Here is a 22,147-nt window from a genome sequence, read left to right on the forward strand (position 1 = left end):
AAAACTCCTATCCCAAAATAAATTATTTACTGGTTTCAGCCGGTTCGGTGGCGGGGGCTGGGGTAGTTTGTTGAGCCGGGGCTGCACCTCCTTCCAGGCTTGACTTATATCGTTTGATGGCGTTTACAATAGCGGTGACTATTTCTTCCTGTCCCTTTTCGCTATTAATATATTCTTCTTCTTCAGTTTGGCTGATAAACCCGGTTTCTACCAGTATACTGGGCATGCCGGTGGCCTGTAATACCCAAATACCTTTCTCATTCCGTTGTTTAACCCCACGGCTGAAGCGGCCTTGTTTTCCAAATTCATCTTCTACCATGGTGGCCAGTAACATGCTTTTGCCAAAATATTTCTTTTCGTAAAGCTGGGAGCGGATCAATGCTTCAGGCGAATTCAGGTCAAGCATGTTGGTGCTGTCTTCTACCACCTCACCACCTGTAGTATCATAGGCATTCCCGCCACCGCCGCCGGTTGAGTTGATGGCATTTCCTTTATAGCCGGTACGGTCGGCAGCCCAGATGTAAGTTTCGGTACCGTGCTCATTATTTTTCTGCCAATAACTTTCGTATATAGGTTCGCGAATCGTTTTTTTACGTCTTTTTGGGCCTTTTCCCACATATACGGTGCGGTTTTTATGCCCAACCACGCGTTTGGCATACCAGCCGCCGGCCCGCATACCATTGGCATTACAATGAATGGCAATAAACAGGTCACCTTTGGCTTCATTGGCCATATCGGCCCGGTAGCGTAAGGCGTCGTGAATACTATTTAAACCGCCCGGTAATTCATCGGTGGTGCGGGTAAATATCAATTTGCTGTCGGGTAATTCGGTGGTCAAAGCCTTGCCCAGCTTCAATGAGATGGATAATGCGACTGCAGCCTCGGTGGAAAACTGACCACTGGCGCCCGGATCAATGCCGCCATGGCCGGGGTCTATTATTATAGTACCAAGTACGGGTTTCTGTTGCGCCCATGCGCCGAAGCCTGAAAACAACAAAATTCCTGCAACAAAAAAGCTTTTAACGCAGCGATATAATTTATTTTTATTCATTTATTGTTCAAGAATTTAGGCTTTAATCTTCACATATTCTTAATGCATTAATACCTATTTTTGCCCACCACCTGCATATGATGAACGGACGCAAAAATAATTTAAAAGATGGTTCGGCCCTGATTTTATCTATATGGCTTTTGCTATTAACGAGTAATATCTGGGCCAATTATTTCTATACACCTCATTTTTACAAATCCTTAACCCAAAATAACCAGGATACAACAAAACCTGTACGGCCGCTAGATACTATTCCTAAGAAGCTCGACAGCCTTCCCCGCATAGCCGATACCATTCCTTCGAAAGATACAGTAATAAACAAAACTGACACTGTTAATGTTCCGGCATCAGAAGATTCGCTGGATGCACCTGTAGCTTACAAGGCTTCCGACAGTATGGTTTTAAGCGTACCCGAAAAAAAGATTACGCTGTTCAGCAAAGCGAATATCAAGTATAAGGATATGGACCTTTCTGCCGACAGCATTGAAATGGACAACGCCAAACAGACAGTGACCGCTACCTATCGTAAAGATACGGCAGGTAAGATAATTGGTAAACCGGTAATGGTGCAGAGCGACAGTAAAATGAATTCAGACGTTATCAGGTACAATTTTAAAAGCCAGAAGGGGATCACCGAAAATACCATGACCATTCAGGGTGAAATGCTGGTGATTGGGGAAAAAGTAAAAAAGATAAACGATAAAGACTATTATGCTTACCGGTCGCAGTTTACTACCTGTAACCTCGATACGCCGCACTTTGCCTTTCGTGCCAATAAAATGAAAATGGTCAGTCAAAAGCTGGCCGTATCAGGACCAATTCACCCGGAGTTTGAAGGCGTACCGGTGCCTATTTACCTGCCATTTGGGTTTTTCCCGCTGTCGCAGGGCCGTCACTCAGGGATCCTGCCTCCGCAATTTGCACAAAGCGAACAGTTTGGTTTGGGGTTGGAGGGCCTGGGGTATTATAAAGTGCTGAATGAATATTTTGATGTGACCCTGCGTTCTAATTTATATTCTTACGGCGGATACTCCCTGTTCCTGACGCCTACGTACCGTAAGCGATACCGGTATAATGGTACCATGAACCTCTCGTACCAGTATACGCGGATGTTACAAAACGCCAGCGAACAGGAATTCCAGACTTACAAAACATACAGCATTAACTGGAGCCACTCGGTAGATAGCCGGGCACGACCCGGTCAGTCGTTTTCAGCAAACGTAAACATTGCCTCTACCAAATACAATCAACTCGTTACTAATAATCCAACGGTCAACTTTACTAATACACTCAGTTCCTCTATTTCATATTCCAAAACCTGGGGCAGCCGGTTTAACCTGACGGCTACGGCAAACCACAGCCAGAATAACCAGACGCAGGATATCCAGTTAAGCCTGCCCAATTTGTCGTTCACCGTCAATACCTTTTATCCTTTGCAGAAAAAGGAATTTACGGGTACTCCCAAATGGTATGAAAAACTGGGTATCGGCTTAAACACTACGGCAGCCAACCAGATGAATTTTAAGGAAAAAGATTTTAGTGTCAGAACGCTGCTAGACACCTTGCAATGGGGCGCCCAGCACTCTATTCCTATTCAGTTGTCGCTGCCTTCATTGGGACCAATACAGATATCACCCGGTATCAGTTACCAGGAAAAATGGTATTCCCGCAAACTGACCCGCAGCTGGGATACCGTAAATTATAAGGTGGATACCTCCGTTACCAAAGGCTTGTACCGGGCCAGCGATGTGTCGTTCAGTCTGGGTATCAATACCGCCATGTACGGGATGTTCGACAAGTTTGGGAAGAAAAGCCCTATTGCGGCCATCCGCCACGTAATACGGCCCAACGTTTCTTTTAGCTATAAACCCGACCTCGGTGCCAAACATTACTACAACCTGCAGGTTGATACAGCGTTTGGGAAAAACCAGGTAACTGGAAGGTACGAGGGACACCAGCAACGGTTCTCTTATTTCGATGGAAGCATTTACGGCCCACCGTCTGAAGGCGTTTTTGGCGGTATTGGCTTCGGGATAGATAATAATATAGAAGCTAAAGTGCGTTCGAAAAAAGATACGGCCAACGGTGGCATGAAGAAGGTCCGCCTGATTGATGGATTTGGTTTCACCAGCAGTTACAACTTTATTGCCGACTCATTTAAACTGGCGCCCTTTAGCCTGTACATACGCAGTACCCTGTTCGATAAGATCAACATTACGGCCGGTGCTACCCTGGATCCCTACCGTACCGACTCCATGGGATTCCGCATTAACCGATACACCTGGCAAAGCGGCGCGTTTGGTAAAACAAGCATAGGCAGAATTACCAATGGTAACATTGCCATTTCCACCTCGTTCCAAAGTCAGAATACAAAAGATAAAAAAGCTGCACAAGCAAAAGAAGCCGCATTGCGGGAACAGGGTGGGGTATTGACCGCCGAAGAGCAACAGGCGCAATTGGCGTATGCCCGTGCGAACCCGGCCGAGTTTGCCGATTTCAATGTGCCCTGGTCGCTGAGTTTGTCGTACTCTCTGAGCTTTAGCCGTACTATAAAAACGGATTTTACAGGCTGGCAAACCCAAACGTTCTCGAACCTAAGCTGGAACGGCGACTTTAACCTTACGCCAAAATGGAAATTTGGTATGAACGGGTATTACGACATCAAGTCGTCCAACATACAACAATTTACCATGTACATTTCGCGGGAAATGCACTGCTGGCAGTTAAGCATAAATGTAACACCGGTAGGTTTATACCGTACGTTTAACTTTACCATCAGTCCGAAGTCGGGTATCCTGCGCGATCTGCGGTTGAATAGAACAAGGTATTTCTATCAATAAGGCAGAAGGCAGAGAGCCGCGACGCGGCAACAAAGGAATGGTTAAAAATATTGGGTGAAAGCCTAAAGTTTAAAGCCTAAAGCGAATACAAAGCTGTATTTGCTTTAGGCTTTCTGCTTTTATCTTTAAGCTTGTTGCTTATGGCTGTTTTCTCTCTGCCTTTTGCCCTCTGCCTTCTGCCCATTACCTATTTTGCATTGGCCACATAATAATCATACATTATCTGATGCACCTTTTCTTTCAACGAAACTGTAGTATCGCCGGGTAGAACCGGAATGGGCGGCAGAAAATGCATTTCCATTTTATGGGGAAGCAGAAAAAACGGTTTGCTGGCAGGTAATACTTTGCGGGTATTGAAGATGAGGCTGGGGATTATGGCCTTGCCACTGTCGATGGCCAGGCGAAAAGCGCCATCATGAAAGGTTTTCAGCGGTTGATCGGTAAGGTTACGGGTACCTTCCGGGTAAAGACACATATGTAAACCCATCTCAAGCACTTTCTTCATTTTCAGGTAACTTTCTTTGCGGCTGGCTTCACTTTTACGGTCAACCAATACTGAACCCGTTCTATACATCAGCCCAAAGATGGGGATTTTAGCCATTTCAATTTTGGCGATGGTTTTATTACCACCAGGGATGGCGGGGTAGGAGATAGGCACATCCATAAACGAATTGTGGTTGCAAACCACTACATAGGTTTCACCAGGTACAAAATTCTTTCTGCCGCGCACTTTTAATGGGCAACCGATCAGCGGAAGATACGTGCCCATCCAAATACGGGCTATAGTTGCCCACCGGTTTGTTTTTTTAGGTTCTTCAGCGAAATAACTGAATAACAAAAACGGAAGAAGTATCAGCAGCATGGTAATCACAAATGCCAATGCTGCCCAGAGAGCACATATACGACCTATTATTTCTTTAAAAAACTTCATGGTGTGCAAGTTACAAGTTCTTTGTTGCCGCGTCACAAAACATAGAACTTAAAGTGCCCAATTCACCGGGTCAATCCCATTTCTTACAAGGTATTCATTCGCCTTTGAAAAATGCCGGCAGCCAAAGAATCCATTATAGGCCGACAGCGGGGAAGGATGCGCTGCTTTTAAAACCAGGTGTTTGGTTTCATCGATAAGCACCTGTTTCTCCTGTGCAAATTTCCCCCACAGAATAAACACCACATGTTCTTTTTGTTCGGAGATCTTTTTTATGACGTTATTGGTAAACTCGGCCCAGCCAATTTGGGAATGGCTCATGGGTTCCGCAGCACGAACCGTTAGCGATGCATTCAACAATAACACGCCCTGTTCAGCCCATTTTGTCAAATTACCGTGGTTGGGAATGGCTACGCCGGTATCGGAACTCAATTCTTTAAAAATATTGACCAGTGAAGGCGGTGGCGGTACACCATCCGAAACGGAGAAACACAATCCGTGCGCCTGTCCGGGCCCGTGATACGGGTCCTGACCCAGGATCACCACTTTTACATTATCGATGGGAGTGGTATTAAAGGCATTAAAGATCAGAGAGCCGGGCGGATAAATTGTTCTGCCGGCCATTCTCTCGGTCTTTAAAAACGTAACGATATTTTGGAAATAGGATTTGGCAAATTCGGGTTTTAAGGCTGATTTCCAGCTGTCCTCAATTTGTACGTCCATGGTTTGTCATTAATATTTCGGATAAAAATAAGCAAAGGGAATTTATTTGATATATTAATTTCCCTGCTATGTAACTGCTACGTTTACCAAGTGCTAATATTTTTTTGCAGTTAATTATCGGGGATGCAGTAATATTGTAAGCATTGTAACCAAAACCAAAAACGCTGAACGCACCATTAACGTTAGGTGTTCGGCATGAATATTAACCTATCCAAACTGCTGAAGTTGAATAACGACACCCAGTTGGAAGCCTTGTGGCTACAACGATTGCAACAGAACGACGAGCAGGCTTTGGCTGCCATCATGAGAAAGTATTATACCGCCTTATACAATTACGGGACCCGTTTTACCAACGACGATGCCCTGGCTAAAGATTGTATACAGGAGGTGTTTATCAGTCTATGGCAGCGAAGGGAAAGTGCTGCCGAAATTTTATCTCCCCGTTATTACCTGTTACGCGCGGTAAAGAATAAAGTATTGAAATCCCTGCACAAGCAAACCATCAGAGCAGGTACCATCGATGACGAATCTGCTTACGATTTTTTACAGGAGTTCTCCGTTGAAAAGCTGATCATCGACAAACAAATGTCTGAAGAACAGGCCGCCATCTTACGCAAAACAATGGCGCAGTTAACCAAACGCCAGCATGAATTGATTTACCTGAAGTTTTACCAGCACCTCGATCATGCCCAAATAGCCGGGCTCATGAACCTCAGCAGGCAATCGGTATATAACTTATTACATGAGACAATTCAAAAACTGAGGAGCCTGTGGCAGGCCGAGTTGTTTAATCAATAATACCCTGATACTTTTCCTACCACTTCTGATACTCTTTTAACAAAATCCTTATTTCCCCAGTAGGATTATGGGGTAGCGGGTACTTACAGATATAACCGAGCTGTATGAAGGATTTCCGGCTTTATGATATTTCTGATTTTGTAATAGATGAAGACTTTATCCGCTGGGTACACGAACAGCGCGAAGAAGATAACCTGTTTTGGAATACCTGGCTGCAACAGCATCCCGACAAACACCTGGTGGTTGCCTCTGCCAGGCGTATTGTAGAATCTATACAATTTCCGCAAAGCAATATCAATGAAGCCCAGGTGGAGCAGGAGGTGAGCCGGTTAATGAATACCATCACTTCCCAGCAAATAAAACGGGAGCCAGTAAAGGAAACAGTGATGGTGACAGGTTTTAAATGGTGGTATGCCGCTGCGGCCATCCTGCTGTGTGTAAGCGGCACCTGGTATTTTTATATCAGGGATACCCGCGTGCAACCTTACGCCTATTCCTCCATGGTGGCGGCCAAACAACTGATTGAACATACCAATACCTCGCAAAAACCACTGGTGCTGAAACTGCCCGATGGAAGCCGGATAACCCTGGGTGCTCAAAGCCGTATCAGCTATGCACATACGTTTGGTTCGGCCGATACAGCCAGGAACGGCGTTACACGCGATGTGTATTTATTGGGCGAAGCCTTTTTTGAAGTAACTAAAGATCCGCAACGGCCCTTCCGGGTATTCGCCAATGAAATAGTGACCAAAGTATTGGGCACCAGTTTTACCGTACGTTCTTTTGAAAAAGATACAACCATACAGGTAACCGTAAGAACAGGGAAAGTAAGCGTGTACCCGCAGGCAGCTACCCTGGCTTCTTCGAAAATGAGTGAGATCATACTAACCCCTAACCAGCAACTGGTATATGAAAGAACCGGGCAAAAGTTCCAGAAAGTATTGCTCAACAACCCCATCATAATTGTACCCCCGGCCGTAGAACGATCATTGGTATACGATGATGCGCCGCTCGACAAAGTGTTTGGCGACCTCAGTAAAGTATATGGGATCAATATTGTGTTCGACAGCGATCTGCTGAAAAAATGTACGGTAACTGCCGACCTCAGTAATGAACCGTTCTACCAAAAGTTAAGCCTGATCTGCAGCGCCATTGACGCCCATTACGAATTGATAGACGGACAGGTAGTGATTGAATCGACAGGATGTAAGTAGTGAGTAGTGAGTAGTGAGTGGTGAGTAACCTCAGCGAGGCATGAAATACAAAATATGATAATTGATAATAGTTAAACCCACCAATATGATCCAATTACCACCCTGATAAAGGGTAAAAAAGAACCCCAACATTGTTCGCACCAATGTTAGGGTTGCAGATAATTTGTCCTGCTGGTTTAAACAGTAGCGGGACAATCATTGATTAAAACTGATTGCTTTAACCAACTAATAGTACAAAACTATGAAAAAAGTACTCGTTAACCAGTTAATCTACCGGTTTATGAGAATAGGATTGCTTCCATTACTATTGATCACCGGCTTTGCCGGCATGATGTACGCCCGTCCGGTACACGGACAGGAGGTTCTGAACCAGCGTATTAACCTGGTTGCAGACAACAAGGACGTTAAAACAGTACTGAATGAGATCAGCCGGTTGACTGACCTCAAATTTGTATACAGTTCCCAACGCATTCCGGTTCGGCAAAAGATCTCAGTGGCCGCCCGTAACGAACGCCTGGGCGATGTACTGGAAGTATGTTTGTCGCCATTGAACGTGTTGTATTTCGTTTCGGGCAACCAGATTGTGCTGATGCGGAAGGGCGAAGCCTATAACGTAGCCATGTTGATCACTGATGATCCCCGTAAATTGCTGCTGGAAGAAGAAGCTCCGGCCAAAACCATAACCGGTAAAGTGACCGACGAAAGCGGCGATCCATTGAACGGCGTATCCGTTATCGTTCGCGGTACTAACAGGGGTACCAGCACCAATGAAAAAGGCGTGTTTGTGATCACAGCCGATGCGGGCGAAACGCTGTCATTCACCATGGTCGGGTACAAAGAAAGTACCGTAAAGGTGGGCAGTGAAACCAACATGGCAGTACGGTTGGTATCAGAAACCAGCAACATGAACGAAGTGATCATTGTAGGGTATGGTACCCAGCGCAGAAGTTCATTGACCGGTGCTATTTCATCTATAAATACCAAAGCCATCAATGAACTGCCGGTGGCCAGTGTGGAACAGGCGCTGCAAGGCCGCGTAGCCGGTTTAACGGTTACCAATAATGGTGAGCCGGGCACATCGCCCATTGTGCGCATCAGAGGGGTTAGCTCAATCAACTTCGCTTCTGATCCATTGTATGTGATCGATGGATTTCCTACCAGTAACCTGGTCAACTTCGATAACCGTGACATAGAGTCGGTAGAAGTGCTGAAAGACGCCAGTGCAGCCGCTATTTATGGTTCGCGTGCAACCAACGGTGTTGTATTGATCACTACCAAAAAGGGCAGACGCGACAGAAAGTTAAAAGTAACGCTCGATAGCTATGTTGGTACGCAAAGTCCCTGGAAAAAGATCGATCTGCTGAATACCGAACAATACCTTAAATATGAACGCGCACTGAATGGCGCTGCCAATATTGATCTGCCACCCCGGTTGCAGTCTGCTAATTTCAATCAGCCGCTTTATACAGGAACTAATCAAACCTATGCCCAAACAAATACCGACTGGCAGGATGCTTACTTTAAAAGCGGTGTATTAACGCAACACAATCTGGGTGTAAGCGGCGGCAATGATATCAGCCGTTTCTACACATCAGCCGGTTATTTTAAACAGGATGGGATCTCCCAGGCGGTGTATTATGAAAGAGGCAATTACCGCATCAATTCAGAACATAGGATCAGTAATGTGTTCTCATTTGGTGAGAACCTGTTCCTCTCGTATTCAAAACAACGCTACGACAATACAACCGGTAACAGAACCCGGTTGATGAATGTGATCCGGGGCTTGCCTTATCTGCCCGTGTATGATCCAACAACAAATGGCGGATTCAGAAATGCAGAGAACAGTGTAGACGGCGCCGATCCCACCAATCCGGTTGAAGATGCCGTGTTGCTGGGCAACGCTGTTCGAAAAACATTAAAAGTACTGGGTACAGCCTATGCAGATGTAACATTTACGCCCTGGTTAAAGTTTCGCTCAACCTTTGGGGCTGACCATGTGAACCTGTACCAGCATCAGTTCAAACCTATTTATAACGATAAAGGACGTAGTGATCCGTTAGCTACGATCGATGATGTACGCACCTCCATCACTACTTTATTATTTACTCAACAACTTACGGTAGATAAAAACTTCGGCAACCACCATGTTACGGTTACCGGCGTGTATGAAACACAAAGCGCCAAATCATTTGGAGAACAAATGATCGGTAACCAGGCCACCAACGATGTGGAAACCATGTTAGGTGCTACGAATGTAAGTGCATTCAGTACTAAAAGTGAGAACCTGCTGATCTCCTATGTAGGCCGGTTGAACTATGAGTATGCCGGTAAGTACATGTTAAGTGCAGCCATTCGCCGCGATGGATTATCAGTGTGGGCACCCGGAAAGAAATTTGCCAACTTCCCATCGGCCAGTGTAGGCTGGCGGATAGACCAGGAGGAGTTTATGCGCAACATAAAAGGGATCTCAGAATTGAAACTACGCGGCGGGTACGGCGAAACCGGTTTGAATGGTATTGGCATTTTTGGCAGGCTGCCCAACTCACAATTGTTTAATGATTATCCCTGGCAGGCGATCGTTTCGTTGAATGGGGCGGTGTATCCATTTAATAATACGATGCCGGCAGGTGGTAATGCATCCTACTATAATGCCATTTCAAACCTTGACCTGGAATGGGAAAAGACCAAGCAATTGAATATTGGTGTTGACCTCGGTTTGTTCAATAACCGGATTGCTATCTCGGCCGACTATTACCGTCGTAAAACAGATAACTTAATGCTGAGTGTACCAACACCCGGATCGTTCGGTTTCTCCCGCACGGGCGTACTGGCCAATGTGGGCGCTATGGATAATAATGGGCTCGACTTACAATTGACCTATAAAAAACCGGCAGGTGATTTTAAATGGGACATCACCGGTAACATCAGTTTTATCACCAACAAAGTGGTAAGCCTGAACACGCCTAACGCAACTATTGATCAGGGAGGCGACCAGGATTTTGGTGGTGGTGCACCCATTACCAGAACAAAAGCAGGAGAGGAGATCCAATCGTTCTACGGCTATATTGTTGACGGTATATTTCAAAGTGATGCCGAAGTGACCAGCAGTCCATTCCAGACAGATAAAACAAAAGCCGGTGACCTGAAGTTCAGGGATATCGGCGGCCCGGATGGTAAACCAGATGGTGTTATCACTGCCGATGACAGAACGTTCCTGGGCAATTACATTCCTGACTTTACTTACTCACTGAACTATACGGCCAATTATAAAAACTTCGATGCATCGGTATTCTTTCAGGGGGTGCAGGGCAATCAGATCTTCAATGCAGCCCGCATCATCAGTGAAGGTATGGCGCGTTTGTTTGGTTCCGGTACAGAAGTGTTGAATGCGTGGACGCCAGGCAATACAGGCACCAATGTTCCCCGGGCAATCAGTGGCGATCCCAATCAGAATGTTCGTCCGTCGACCCGCTGGATAGAAAACGGTTCCTACCTGCGGTTAAAAAATATTATGATAGGCTATACGGTCCCTGCCGGTTTTTTACAATCATTTACCAAGGGTACGGTAAGCAGTTTCAGGTTGTATGTTTCCTCGCAAAACCTGTTCACCATTACCAAATACAAAGGCTGGGATCCCGAGATCGGATCAAAAAATACTACACTTACCAACGGTATCGATTATGGGCAGTATCCTGTAGCCCGCTCGTTCCAGTTTGGTTTGCAGGTAGGTTTTTAACCGGATGTTTTATTCATGAAAAAACAATTGATTATTATGAAACCAAAACATATTCTCAGGTATAGCATCGGAGCTGTTTTAATACTTGCCGTTACGATCATAGCCTGTGAAAAGCAACTCAACAAAACTAACCCCAGTTATCCCACGCTGGATACCTATTTCCGTAACACCGATGAATTATTAAAAGGAACCAATTCCATTTACTCGATCTTCCACTCGGGATCATTGATAGGGCGGGAGTGGTTCTTTATACATGACCTGCGCAGTGACGATATGGCATCGGGTGGGGGACAACTGGAAGTGCCCCGGGCACAGATCCTGAACGGGTCCACCACCCCCGATAACTCGGTGATGAATTTGGTATGGAATGGTTTGTATACTGTTATACATCGTTCCAATACTGTTTTAAAATATGCGCCTACCGTTACCGGTAATATGGCATTGCGCGATCGCAATGTAGGCGAAGCAAAATTCTTCAGGGCCTGGGCGTTGTTTGAACTGGTATCTATGTGGGGACCTGTACCTATGTACATGGACCCTGTTACTGCATCGACTCAGTTTCAGTCGCGCGCAACAGAAGCGGCCCTTTACGATCAGATAATAAAGGATTTTACAGATGCTGTGGCCGCATTGCCTACCGTGTATGCAGATGAAGACCGGGGCCGGGTTACCAAAGGAGCAGCTTATGCCATGCTGGGCCGGGTTCAAATGCAAAAAGGTGATTATGCCGCCGCCAAAACTGCTTTGCTGGCGGTGAAAAACCTGGGGTATACCATCAATATACCATATGGCGACAATTTCCTGGAAGAGACAGAATTCAATAAAGAATCCATTTGGGAAGCAGTGTACTTCGAGAATAAACCCAACCAGTTCAACTGGGGTGGAGAGGCTGGCCCTATAGGCGATGATCCCAGTCAGCCACAGGGAACAGTACGCAACCAGGAATATTCACCTATTGCCTGGCGTAACCTGATCCCATCGAACCATTATTTAAATGAGTTTGAAAATACGGCAACCGGTGCCACTAAAACCGATCCGCGTTTTGCCATGTCGGTATACCAATCGGGCGATACCTATAACAATGGTGCCTCTGTGCTTACGGATGATGATCAGAATGGTAATTCATCCGTACTGAATGGCGTTACCAAAAAAATAAGCTGGCGGAAGTTTACGATCATTTATAAACACGGCAAAGGCGGTGATCGTGCGGGTGGGGGTAATAACCAACGGATCATCCGCTATGCAGAAGTGTTGTTGATGCTGGCAGAATGTGAAAATGAATTAAACAATCCGGCAGCAGCCGTAGATTATCTGAACCAGGTGCGCGACCGGCCGGGCGTGAATATGCCGCATTACCCTACCGATCAATTCCCAACTGGAAGCAAAGCAGAAATTGTAAAGGCCATCATGCATGAAAAGACAGTAGAGCTGGGCGGGGAAGAAATTCGAAACCGCGATATTTTACGCTGGCGGAAGAAAGGCTATTTCACTACAGATCCGTTGTCATACTTCAAGGCCGGCCGTGATGAATTGCTGCCCATTACGCAGCAGGAGATAGACAACAATCCGCAGCTGGCTTCGGGCGGTATCAATAAACAAAACGGAGGATACTAAAATTATTTCTAGCCTATGGGTTCATTAAAAAAGCAGATTGCTTTTAGGTTGCCGGTATTATTGATATTTATTTTTTCGATAGGTTGTAAAACAAAAGAAAGGAATAGTTTATTTACGTCATTGCCCTCAACAGCGACAGGTATACATTTTATAAACCAGGTAAATGAAACAGATTCAACCCATTCATTCATCAATGAGTTTGGATATATGGGAGGAGGCGTAGGTATTGGAGATTTTAACAACGATGGATTAAAAGATATTTATTTTACCGGTAACCAGGTGAGCTCAAAGCTGTACATCAATAAAGGCAATAACCGGTTTGAAGACATTACAGCAAAAGCAGGTTGCGGCACCACTGGATGGGCAACCGGAGTAAGTATAGTAGACATCAACAACGACGGATATGATGACATATATGTTTGTGTGTTTGGAAAGAATTTGTTGGAACGCGCGGCCAACCTGCTATTCATCAATCAGCACGATCTTACCTTTAAAGAATCTGCCGCGGAATACGGACTGGCAGACACCAGTTATTCAACCCAGGCAGTTTTTTTTGATTACGACAAAGACGGCGACCTGGATATGTACCTCGCCAATTATTTGCTCAGCAGTGCCAATGCCAATACCATTTACCCTCGCGATCAAACAGGCCGCTCATTGGCCAATGACCGTTTATACCGTAACGATGGGGTAGTGGGCCGGGGGGAGGCTTACCATCCGGTATTTACCGATGTAACGCTGGCCGCCAATATCAAAGACGATGGATATGGATTGGGCGTGGTGGTAAGTGATTTCAACAATGATAACTGGCCGGATATTTATGTGGCCAATGATTTTTTGTCGAACGATATTTTGTGGCTGAACAACCGCAATGGCACGTTTACCAATTGTATAGCCCGCAGCATGCAGCACCAGAGCTACAGCAGCATGGGCGCCGATGCTGCCGATGTAAACAACGACGGCTGGCCCGATGTAGTAACGCTGGATATGATGCCCGAAAACAATGAACGCCGCAAACTTACCTGGTCAGTGATGAATTACGAACGCTACCAGGCCGAACGTTCCTATGGCTATGAGCCGGAGTTTATGCGAAATATGTTGCAGTTGAACAATGGTAATTGGGAAAGTCAGGAAGATATATTCTTGAGCTTGAAAAAACAGCGTGATGCAAATATAAGCGAGACTACCAACACCTCCCCCACCGGGGGAGGCCGGGAGGGGGCCGCCCCCTTCTTCAGCGAAATTGGCCAACTGGCGGGCATCTCCAATACCGACTGGAGCTGGAGTGTGTTGATGGCTGATTTTGATAATGATGGCTGGAAGGACATGCACATCACCAATGGCATTGGGCGCGATTTTATAAATGCCGACTTTCTTGAATTCAGTTCAACTGTAATGGGCAGGGTGAGTGATATAAAGGAACAACGAAAGCTGATCAATAACAAACTGGCTTCACTGCACCATGTTGAATTGGGTAATTATCTGTATCGCAATAATGGCAATTACACGTTCACCGATGTGTCGCAACAGGCGGGGGTGAATGAAGCGGCTATGTCGAATGGGGCCGCCTGGGCTGATCTGGATAACGACGGTGACCTTGACCTCGTAGTGAATAATATCAATAAAGAAGCATTTGTACTCATCAATGGTACCAATGCGGCCGGGAAGCCGGTAGCCAATCACTTTCTTTCCATTGAATTAAAAGGCATGGGTTCCAACCAACATGCCTTTGGCGCAAAAGTAAAGGTGTATACGGGTGATCAGGAGCAGGTACAGGAACAAAGTCCTATACGCGGATATTTTTCAACGGTAGATACCAAACTGTTGTTTGGGGTAGGATCGCATACGTATATCGATTCCATTGTAACCATTTGGCCCGACAATACCTGCCAGGTATTGCGGCAGGTGGCGGTAGATTCGTTATTGGAGATAACGCAACAGCCTGTTAGGGAAACGTGGAGAGCAAAGGACACGCACGATCTGCAGGCTGTATTTTCAGACGTAACATCCGCGACGCAGATCAACTATCGCCATGTAGAAAGTAATTACAACGACTTTGCTGAGCAACGATTGTTGCCACAGAAATTTTCGCAGTTGGGTCCGTATATAACAACGGCCGATATCAATCACGACGGCCTCACCGATCTGTTCGCAGGTGGGGCCTTTAATTTTTCTGGCCGCGTGTTCCTTCAACAAAAGAACGGACAATTCATTGATCATGTCCTCACCGACAGTATAAAAATGGAAGAAGACCAGGATTGTGTTTTCTTCGATGCCGATAGTGACGGCGATGCCGATCTGCTGATCACTGGCGGCAATATACAGGTGGAAGAAAACTCGCCCTACAACACCCCGCGCTTATACAGCAATGATGGTGCGGGGCATTTTCATTTACAACCCAAAGCCATACCACCTGATATCCGAATCATTGCAGGTTGTGTGCAGGCAGGCGATTATGATGGGGATGGACACCCCGATCTGTTTATCGGCAGCCGGGTCACCCATCACTATCCGTTGCCCGGCCGCAGTTATATTTTGCATAACGACAAAGGCGTCTTTACTGACGTGACGGCGAGGGTTTGTCCGGCCCTGCAGCAACCCGGTATGGTCACTTCTGCTGTATGGACAGACCTGAACAACGATCACCAACCCGACCTGATAATAGCCGGCGAGTGGATGCCCATACGCTTTTTCCAAAACGATCATGGCCATTTACAAGAGTTAAACACCGGGGTAGGGCAGTTGAGTGGCATGTGGCGAAGTTTGCGTGCTGTTGATCTCGATCAGGATGGTGATATGGACCTGGTGGCGGGCAACCTGGGTATGAACTGCGATTACCAGGTGAGCGATTCTACCCCCATGGAGTTATATGCCGCCGATCTGGATGGTAATGGAAGCATCGATCCCATTCCTTTTTATTATATAAAAGACCATACGGGCGTAAAGCGATTGTACCCCGGCATCAACCGCCGGCAGTTTGCCGACCAGGTTCCTGCCATCAAAAAGCAGTTCCTGCACCATGCCCAGTATGCGCAGGCTACTTTCGACGACATCTTCAAGGTAAAGGACAGTCTGCACCATTATACCTGTACGGAAACCCGCAGTTGCTGGTTCGAAAACGCCGGGAATGGACAATTCGGCCGCCATTACCTGCCGCCTGAGGCCCAATTTGCCCCGATAAACGCCATTTTGAGCGATGATTTTGATGGCGATGGTATTACCGACCTGCTTTTGGCGGGCAATGAATACCAGTCGGAAGTAATGACTGGCCGGTACGATGCCAGCTACGGCTGTTTCTTAAAAGGTGTAGGACACAAGCAATTCCAGGCAATTCCGCCCGTCCGGAGCGGTTTTATCATCCGCGGTGATGTAAAAGATATGGCATTGATAACCACTGCACGGGGCCAAAAAATGGTGGTTGTAGCCATAAATAATGATTACCTGAAGGTTATGGGAGTGAATTCGATGAAATAGTTTGCTTTGGGTGAGGAAATGTAGCGGTAAAAAGCTATTTTTGCGTCCCCGATGAAAGTTGGGTAGGGTCCGGTAGCTCAGTTGGATAGAGCAACTGCCTTCAAATTACTAGGAGCCTTATAAGGGAAACGAAACCTTATAAGTGGATGCCACTATATCGGTGAAACCTTCCTGCGCAAGCAGATGGCAATACCGAGGAAACTTTGAATCATCTGGTAAGGGTAAATTCTGATGGTACAAATCATATGATATATCATCATACCAAGAACAAAGGTGATTTGGGTGTTTTGAAGGTTAAACTAGATCTTTATTTACAAGGATTTTTGATTCTGGTTCCTGAAACAGAACATGCACCATTCGATATAGTTATTTATAAGGATGGAGTTTACAAGTCTGTTCAGGTTAAGTACAGAAACCTAAGTAAAAATGGAGTGCTTCAAATACCTTTTAGAAGCTGTTACAGTACTTCAAAAGGTGCGATAACAAAAATGATTGATAAGACAAACATTGCTATTTATGCAGTGTATTGTCCACAAACAGATTCTTGTTATTATTTTGATCCGAAGCATTTCAACAGATGTATAAGTTTAAGGGTAAAAACATCATTGAACAATCAGCAACAAGGAATTAGGTTAGCTGAGGATTTCAAAAAGGTTCCGTAGAGACTACACGTGGCACACCTGAAATGGTGAAGATATAGTCCAGACCACAAATTCGCCGCGGCGAAGCAGGGAAACCTGTAGCGGGTAAGCTAAGCAGTAGGTCATTGGTTCGAATCCAATCCGGATCACAGGAAAGCTTCACAGAATTGTGGAGCTTTTTTTATGCCGATAACTTAAAGCATTTGACTATGGAGCAAAAAGGTTTCAGAAAAAGTTAACAGCTCGGTTCCTGAAAAACGGCACCTTTTTTCTTTTTAATTCCTAAGTGGTGCGATTTAAGCATCCATCTGCTTTTTTAGTGTCTCTTTTATTTCGAAGTTTCAATTCCACTATGGTGCGATTCAAGCTATCGTACTTTGTATTTAATGAGTTTTGTTTTTGGAGAGGTATAAGAGGTGTCAAACTTTACTTTGATATTCTCAAAAGGCAGATTAGCAGCTTTTAATTTCTTCTGTAATGATTCAGTTAAATAATCATTACATTGGGCATGGTCAAACGTAATATGTTTTAGGTTATTATCAAATCTTCTTTTGATAAATACAGGACTACCAATTAAAAACCTTTCTGTTGTAGCGAATAACGGCGTATCCTTAATTTGAATCTCAGCAACTTCGGAGCCGAAGCAAATAGATGGATCTTTCATAATGCCATGAATAATTTGCTTTATCAATTCCTCCTTATAAGCACTTATGAAAAAGTAGGAATTGTCATTTAGCATTATTCCATCATTATTTTTCACTGTTGCATTTTCAAACCAGGAAAATGAATATAGACTTAAGAGTCCATGGTGCTCATTATTTCCTAACCATTTATGAATAGCGCCGGTTAAATAGGATTGGTAGTTAAATCCAATAGGCTTACTATTCCTGGTAACTTGCAGATAGAGTCGCATAACTATAGATTTAATGTTTATGATCTTTCGGTTGTATTTATAGCTTCGCCTCCTAAGTCCCATAAGCTTAGTTAATATAATCACAAATAAAACCATAAGTCTTACTGTGTGGGAAATTAGAATGCTCAATGTGTTGGTTGGGGAACTACAGAAAAAGCGACGTTAGAAAAATGAATGCTTTTCTTTTGGGGTGAACTTATGGCCGCATAATAATAATAATAATAATAATAATTTTTATGAGTCTGATGAAATAATCTTTAGATAAATCGCAGTTATTGATTAAAGACAAGTTTACTTATTTCTAACTCCGACTTAAGTATCCGAAGTTCCGGTGCATACAGGGAGGACACGAAGGAGAATTCTTCGTGTTACTCATATGTTGGATCCTTGGCAGAAGGCCATCAATTGCCAAGTAGGAGAGAACATTGGTTTATTCTCATCCATCTAAGAAAATACAATCGGTACGTTATACCGTATCAAAATATTTATAAAAAGATTGTTCCTCTACTTTTTTTGACGATACAGCTGTATCTATAGAAAGATTCAAATTCTTGCTATTTGTTGTGTTGCCTGCAGAAATCGAATCGACACTACATATAAATGATGAGCCGAGAGAAATCTTCCATTATATTGACCAATACAGTGATCGAAAAAGACACCGAATGCAGGTTGATCTATCAAGGGCGGAAAATTTAGTTAAAGAAGGGTATACGCCTCGAATGAGAATTGTGCTTCGTTCAAAATATTTTGATTTTTCCTTGATAAGATACTTTTTAGATTATTTGGCGGAAAATAAAAATAGAAATTAGCACCCCTTATCTGCCTATGCAAGACTATAATGTAAACACTGTTCGGGGCTCTAAGTATGCCATTTGTAAATAGTACCCATCTTCAGCATGGCCAGCATCCGGATATACTATCAACCGGGCATTGGGTAAGCTTTTCGACATAAAACCGCATTTAACTCTATGATCCGACGGTGAAGTCACAGTGAAATGTTTTCAAGTGGGCATATTGGATGCTTAACCAGGCAGATTCAAGGCGCGAACCAGGCATCAGGCCCGCCGCGCCTTATTTATTTCCCGTTGTTTTCTAAATTGTAAAACAGAACCGACTATAAGCATAATAAAAAGCAAAAGAATTGATATTCCAATCAATGGATCATTAGGTCCCTGAGCTAAAGGATGTCCCACCGGAATACGGGTAAATGTTTCATTTACAGTAGGAAGCATTGATAAGAAAAAACTAAATGAAAGAAAGAAATTCTCGACATAACGAGCGCTGTTATTTCCTTGCCTTTTAGCGGAAAGAAAATAAGCCACCGATATCAAAACTATTATCAAAAATGCAAGTATATGTCCAGGATTGACACCCTTAACGCTCGACAATCTTAATGCGGTCAACGAAGTGACTAGTGTAAAATAAAAATAGATTTTGCCTGGGAGTTGTCTCAAATCTATTTTGCCGCTTTTGATAAAAGCCGTAACTGCGGCAACAATCGCAATGACGCCTATAGCCGTGTGAAAAATTCCTAAATTAGAAAGCCCCATTTCTTTAAATTTTAAATTGTAATGTTTTATTGATTATGCGAAATTGCTGTACTGAAAGTGGTTTTATTTTGCGAATCAGGTCAATTATTTGGCAATAAGGCTCAGTAAATACCTGGTAAGTTTTTATCTAGAACGACAAAAGTGACAGGCTGACGTTTACGTAAGCAGCAATTTTATTCTTACTTGTTATAGAAGCACTACCATAGTCTTCCCCATTTCTAAAAATTTTAGAAGATAAAATGTTATTAACTCCTTGTCTTATACTCAGCATGATATTTTTTACAAAAAGATATTCAAATGCTACTCCATTCTTCAATTCGATTGTATTGTAACTTATCTTGCCATTCAGAAACGAATTATGCTGGTTGTAAAAAGTGGAATAAGATTGCTGATTGGAACCAACCATTAACCAGGCATTTTTAGCAACTTCTTTTTTTACATTAATTCCATTGGGCAGGTCCACTATTAATTCAATTCCTGAGGATGTAAACTTATGGTAATAGTTAACGATAGGTTCAACAGGTATGGGTGAGGAAGGATCAATCAATACCAGAAGACCAACAGAGAAGGTGGTATTTTCTTTTCTTACCAAAGGCAAACACAAGCTTCCGTTAAAATTAAAACGACGAACACTGTTTATGCCATCTGAAATGCCTCTTGCCACCAGTGAATAAATAAACTGGTGATTAAAGATCCTATCTGATCTGGAATAATTTAAAGCCAGATCAATCGTATTATTATTAGTAGTCAAAGGTGCCAGTTGTTCATCAGACAATTCATTTGTAATATCTTTCAATTTAAGTGATGTGTATGTATAATAAATAGTGGCCGATAAGGCATTGCCTTTCCATTTGATGGCAGGCGTATTTATAGAAGCGCTGATGCGTTCCGTTTTTACCTTACCGCCAGCAAAATTTTTATCATTCAATTTGGCGTCAAAATCACTATATCCAAAGCTATTAGCTGAGATGTTGAATTGCCTTAAACCCGGATAACGAATGGCCAGCTCTTTTTTGCTGACACCGAGCGTGTCAGCCTCAGCATGTATTGAAGATGTACTGACCATATTCTGCGCCTGGATGCAGCAGGACCAAAGTATAAAACCTGCTAACAGAACTTTTAATTTCATGTTCCTTTATTGTATATGATTTTTAGAAAATGTTTTCTCAGGTTCAAAATCAAGGCTAATGGAATTCATGCAGAATCTTTTGAAAGTTGGTGCCGGACCGTCATTAAAAATATGGCCGAGATGGGCGTTACAGCGTCCACATATTACCTCTATACGATCCATTCCGTAAGAACAGTCTTCAATGTATTGCACACTATTTACCCTTATGGGCTCATAAAAAGCCGGCCAGCCACAACTGCTGGCGAATTTGGCATCCGATTTGAAAAGTACGTTTCCACAAGCAGCACAGTAATAAGTACCTTTTGTGTCGCTTTTCCAGTATTTTCCCGTAAATGGCTTTTCGGTATTTTTTTCTCTTGCTACCGCATATAGATCTGCTGATAATATTTTTTTCCATACAGCATTGGATACGTTCAATTTTGTAGTGTCTGTCGTTGAATAGTATGGATTATTTTCGTGCCCTTTATCTGATTGCTGGTTTTGAGCATAACTTCCAACATAAATTATCACCAGTATATAGCTGAAAATGATTTTCTTCATAGTGATAAAGTTGCGACATAAGAAAGAAAAGGGTTTTGTGGATCAGTCCGGTTATTTGTCAATTTGGTTCAAAAAAAAAGCATACTTAAAACGTAAATTTTAAGTATGCTTTTTGCGGGACGCCAGGCGCGTGTATCCACTATTGCTTTTTGTTAAGTTCTAAACGGTGATTTGTAGGTGTGGTGTTGTATCTATCATGAAAACTTTTAGTAAAATTAGCCAGATCATTAAAGCCGCATTCAAAAGCGATGTCCGTTATACGAGCATCAGAAATCCTAAGCAGTTCGACAGCTCTTTCCAGCCTTTTGTTTTTAATATAATTGGCAGGGGAATCGTTGTACAGCTTTTTAAATTCTCTTTTGAAAGAAGAAACGCTTAAGTTGACTTTTTGCGCCAGATCTTCCACGCTAACCTGTAAAAACAAATTGGCTTCTATAATTTGTTTAAATGTATAGGTGGTTGGCGAAAAGAGTTGAGATAATATGACCTGTATGGTTTCAGCATTCTGTGTCTGTGATAATAAAAGGATTATTTCCTTCAATTTTAAAATCAAAATTTCATCATTTACCAAAGAGGGGTTTTCAAAATAAAAGAGAAGCCCTTCAATATATTTTTGAATCAAAAAGTCATTGTTTATTTTTCCCCATGACTGATTGCTCACTTTATTACCTGGCTGAAATACCAAAGGAAGTTCTCTTTCATAAATTTTCTTTAGTATGTCCGGATGAAAAGTAACGATCACAATTTCCCCTTTGCTCTTAGCGCTTATATCCTGTATTTGTTTCCCGGAGTTGATGCAGTTTAGCAACACTGAATGATTGGTAGGGATATGGATATGATCGTCATGAGATTGATATTGCATTTCACCTTCTAACATATACAAAAAGCAAGCTTGCTCTGCAACAGGAAAAGCAAACTCAAATGGAGGTTTTAATACCACTTTTTGTATGAATGATTTTCCAAATAAGTCAAATTTCTTATAGTCTATAACCATTT

The 22,147-nt window shown here is 43.6% G+C and carries 15 protein-coding genes; 7 read left to right on the forward strand and 8 right to left on the reverse strand.

Annotated features, from left to right (window positions below; translation table 11 throughout):
• Positions 1 to 22 precede the first annotated feature (22 nt).
• Positions 23 to 1,051, reverse strand: coding sequence for an N-acetylmuramoyl-L-alanine amidase family protein (locus BMX95_RS10645; protein ID WP_081204435.1), 1,029 nt, complete (start codon positions 1,049 to 1,051; stop codon positions 23 to 25).
• Between the two features lie 77 nt (positions 1,052 to 1,128).
• Here BMX95_RS10645 and BMX95_RS10650 point away from each other — a divergent pair, with 77 nt between their 5' ends.
• On the forward strand, positions 1,129 to 3,891 hold the full coding sequence (locus tag BMX95_RS10650; protein ID WP_081204436.1) for a putative LPS assembly protein LptD: 2,763 nt from the start codon (positions 1,129 to 1,131) through the stop codon (positions 3,889 to 3,891).
• A 187-nt stretch (positions 3,892 to 4,078) separates the two neighbouring features.
• On the opposite strand, the gene BMX95_RS10655 is transcribed toward BMX95_RS10650, so the two are convergent.
• Both BMX95_RS10655 and ung read right to left on the reverse strand, forming a co-directional pair.
• Positions 4,079 to 4,822 carry a lysophospholipid acyltransferase family protein gene (locus BMX95_RS10655; RefSeq protein WP_081204437.1) on the reverse strand — a complete coding sequence of 248 codons (744 nt, stop codon included), beginning with the start codon at positions 4,820 to 4,822 and terminating at the stop codon, positions 4,079 to 4,081.
• A 48-nt stretch (positions 4,823 to 4,870) separates the two neighbouring features.
• The gene (ung, locus tag BMX95_RS10660) at positions 4,871 to 5,542 is read right to left on the reverse strand and encodes a uracil-DNA glycosylase (protein WP_081204438.1); all 672 of its coding nucleotides are present in this window, start codon (positions 5,540 to 5,542) and stop codon (positions 4,871 to 4,873) included.
• A 195-nt stretch (positions 5,543 to 5,737) separates the two neighbouring features.
• On the opposite strand from ung, the gene BMX95_RS10665 reads away from it, so the two are divergent.
• The 6 genes from BMX95_RS10665 to BMX95_RS10690 all read left to right on the forward strand — a co-directional run bounded on the left by BMX95_RS10665 (position 5,738) and on the right by BMX95_RS10690 (position 17,040).
• Entirely contained in the window at positions 5,738 to 6,340 is a 603-nt protein-coding gene (locus tag BMX95_RS10665) for an RNA polymerase sigma factor (RefSeq protein WP_081204439.1), read from the forward strand.
• A 104-nt stretch (positions 6,341 to 6,444) separates the two neighbouring features.
• Positions 6,445 to 7,554, forward strand: coding sequence for a FecR family protein (locus tag BMX95_RS10670; protein WP_081204440.1), 1,110 nt, complete (start codon positions 6,445 to 6,447; stop codon positions 7,552 to 7,554).
• A 241-nt stretch (positions 7,555 to 7,795) separates the two neighbouring features.
• A complete protein-coding gene (locus tag BMX95_RS10675) occupies positions 7,796 to 11,290 on the forward strand; it encodes a TonB-dependent receptor (protein WP_081204441.1) in 3,495 nt (1,164 codons plus the stop codon).
• A 36-nt stretch (positions 11,291 to 11,326) separates the two neighbouring features.
• On the forward strand, positions 11,327 to 12,904 hold the full coding sequence (locus tag BMX95_RS10680) for a RagB/SusD family nutrient uptake outer membrane protein (RefSeq protein ID WP_081204601.1): 1,578 nt from the start codon (positions 11,327 to 11,329) through the stop codon (positions 12,902 to 12,904).
• Positions 12,905 to 12,919: 15 nt separating this feature from the next.
• Positions 12,920 to 16,378, forward strand: coding sequence for a VCBS repeat-containing protein (locus tag BMX95_RS10685; protein ID WP_081204442.1), 3,459 nt, complete (start codon positions 12,920 to 12,922; stop codon positions 16,376 to 16,378).
• Between the two features lie 203 nt (positions 16,379 to 16,581).
• Complete coding sequence (locus BMX95_RS10690; RefSeq protein ID WP_207631725.1) at positions 16,582 to 17,040, forward strand: group I intron-associated PD-(D/E)XK endonuclease; 459 nt, start codon at positions 16,582 to 16,584, stop codon at positions 17,038 to 17,040.
• A 346-nt stretch (positions 17,041 to 17,386) separates the two neighbouring features.
• Here the strand turns inward: BMX95_RS10690 and BMX95_RS10695 are convergent, their stop codons facing one another.
• The 5 genes from BMX95_RS10695 to BMX95_RS10715 all read right to left on the reverse strand — a co-directional run bounded on the left by BMX95_RS10695 (position 17,387) and on the right by BMX95_RS10715 (position 22,145).
• Positions 17,387 to 17,932: a CRISPR-associated endoribonuclease Cas6 gene (locus tag BMX95_RS10695; protein ID WP_133054084.1), complete on the reverse strand. Its 546-nt coding sequence runs from the start codon at positions 17,930 to 17,932 to the stop codon at positions 17,387 to 17,389.
• Positions 17,933 to 18,987: 1,055 nt separating this feature from the next.
• Positions 18,988 to 19,482 carry a hypothetical protein gene (locus BMX95_RS10700; protein ID WP_081204444.1) on the reverse strand — a complete coding sequence of 165 codons (495 nt, stop codon included), beginning with the start codon at positions 19,480 to 19,482 and terminating at the stop codon, positions 18,988 to 18,990.
• 127 nt (positions 19,483 to 19,609) lie between these two features.
• The gene (locus BMX95_RS10705; protein WP_081204445.1) at positions 19,610 to 20,611 is read right to left on the reverse strand and encodes a hypothetical protein; all 1,002 of its coding nucleotides are present in this window, start codon (positions 20,609 to 20,611) and stop codon (positions 19,610 to 19,612) included.
• 6 nt (positions 20,612 to 20,617) lie between these two features.
• Complete coding sequence (gene msrB, locus BMX95_RS10710; protein ID WP_081204446.1) at positions 20,618 to 21,151, reverse strand: peptide-methionine (R)-S-oxide reductase MsrB; 534 nt, start codon at positions 21,149 to 21,151, stop codon at positions 20,618 to 20,620.
• 139 nt (positions 21,152 to 21,290) lie between these two features.
• Positions 21,291 to 22,145 carry a helix-turn-helix domain-containing protein gene (locus BMX95_RS10715; RefSeq protein ID WP_081204447.1) on the reverse strand — a complete coding sequence of 285 codons (855 nt, stop codon included), beginning with the start codon at positions 22,143 to 22,145 and terminating at the stop codon, positions 21,291 to 21,293.
• Positions 22,146 to 22,147 lie beyond the last annotated feature (2 nt).

Origin of the sequence: Niastella yeongjuensis, assembly GCF_900110245.1 — a bacterium.
In the GTDB taxonomy this organism is placed as follows: domain Bacteria; phylum Bacteroidota; class Bacteroidia; order Chitinophagales; family Chitinophagaceae; genus Niastella; species Niastella yeongjuensis.

Coding starts and splice junctions, on each gene's coding strand:
- BMX95_RS10665 (WP_081204439.1), top strand. CDS start 5,738: ATGAATATTAACCTATCCAAACTGCTGAAGTTGAATAACGACACCCAG.
- BMX95_RS10715 (WP_081204447.1), bottom strand. CDS start 22,145: ATGGTTATAGACTATAAGAAATTTGACTTATTTGGAAAATCATTCATA.
- BMX95_RS10650 (WP_081204436.1), top strand. CDS start 1,129: ATGATGAACGGACGCAAAAATAATTTAAAAGATGGTTCGGCCCTGATT.
- BMX95_RS10655 (WP_081204437.1), bottom strand. CDS start 4,822: ATGAAGTTTTTTAAAGAAATAATAGGTCGTATATGTGCTCTCTGGGCA.
- msrB (WP_081204446.1), bottom strand. CDS start 21,151: ATGAAGAAAATCATTTTCAGCTATATACTGGTGATAATTTATGTTGGA.
- ung (WP_081204438.1), bottom strand. CDS start 5,542: ATGGACGTACAAATTGAGGACAGCTGGAAATCAGCCTTAAAACCCGAA.
- BMX95_RS10675 (WP_081204441.1), top strand. CDS start 7,796: ATGAAAAAAGTACTCGTTAACCAGTTAATCTACCGGTTTATGAGAATA.
- BMX95_RS10670 (WP_081204440.1), top strand. CDS start 6,445: ATGAAGGATTTCCGGCTTTATGATATTTCTGATTTTGTAATAGATGAA.
- BMX95_RS10700 (WP_081204444.1), bottom strand. CDS start 19,482: ATGGGGCTTTCTAATTTAGGAATTTTTCACACGGCTATAGGCGTCATT.
- BMX95_RS10705 (WP_081204445.1), bottom strand. CDS start 20,611: ATGAAATTAAAAGTTCTGTTAGCAGGTTTTATACTTTGGTCCTGCTGC.
- BMX95_RS10695 (WP_133054084.1), bottom strand. CDS start 17,932: ATGCGACTCTATCTGCAAGTTACCAGGAATAGTAAGCCTATTGGATTT.
- BMX95_RS10645 (WP_081204435.1), bottom strand. CDS start 1,051: ATGAATAAAAATAAATTATATCGCTGCGTTAAAAGCTTTTTTGTTGCA.
- BMX95_RS10685 (WP_081204442.1), top strand. CDS start 12,920: ATGGGTTCATTAAAAAAGCAGATTGCTTTTAGGTTGCCGGTATTATTG.
- BMX95_RS10680 (WP_081204601.1), top strand. CDS start 11,327: ATGAAACCAAAACATATTCTCAGGTATAGCATCGGAGCTGTTTTAATA.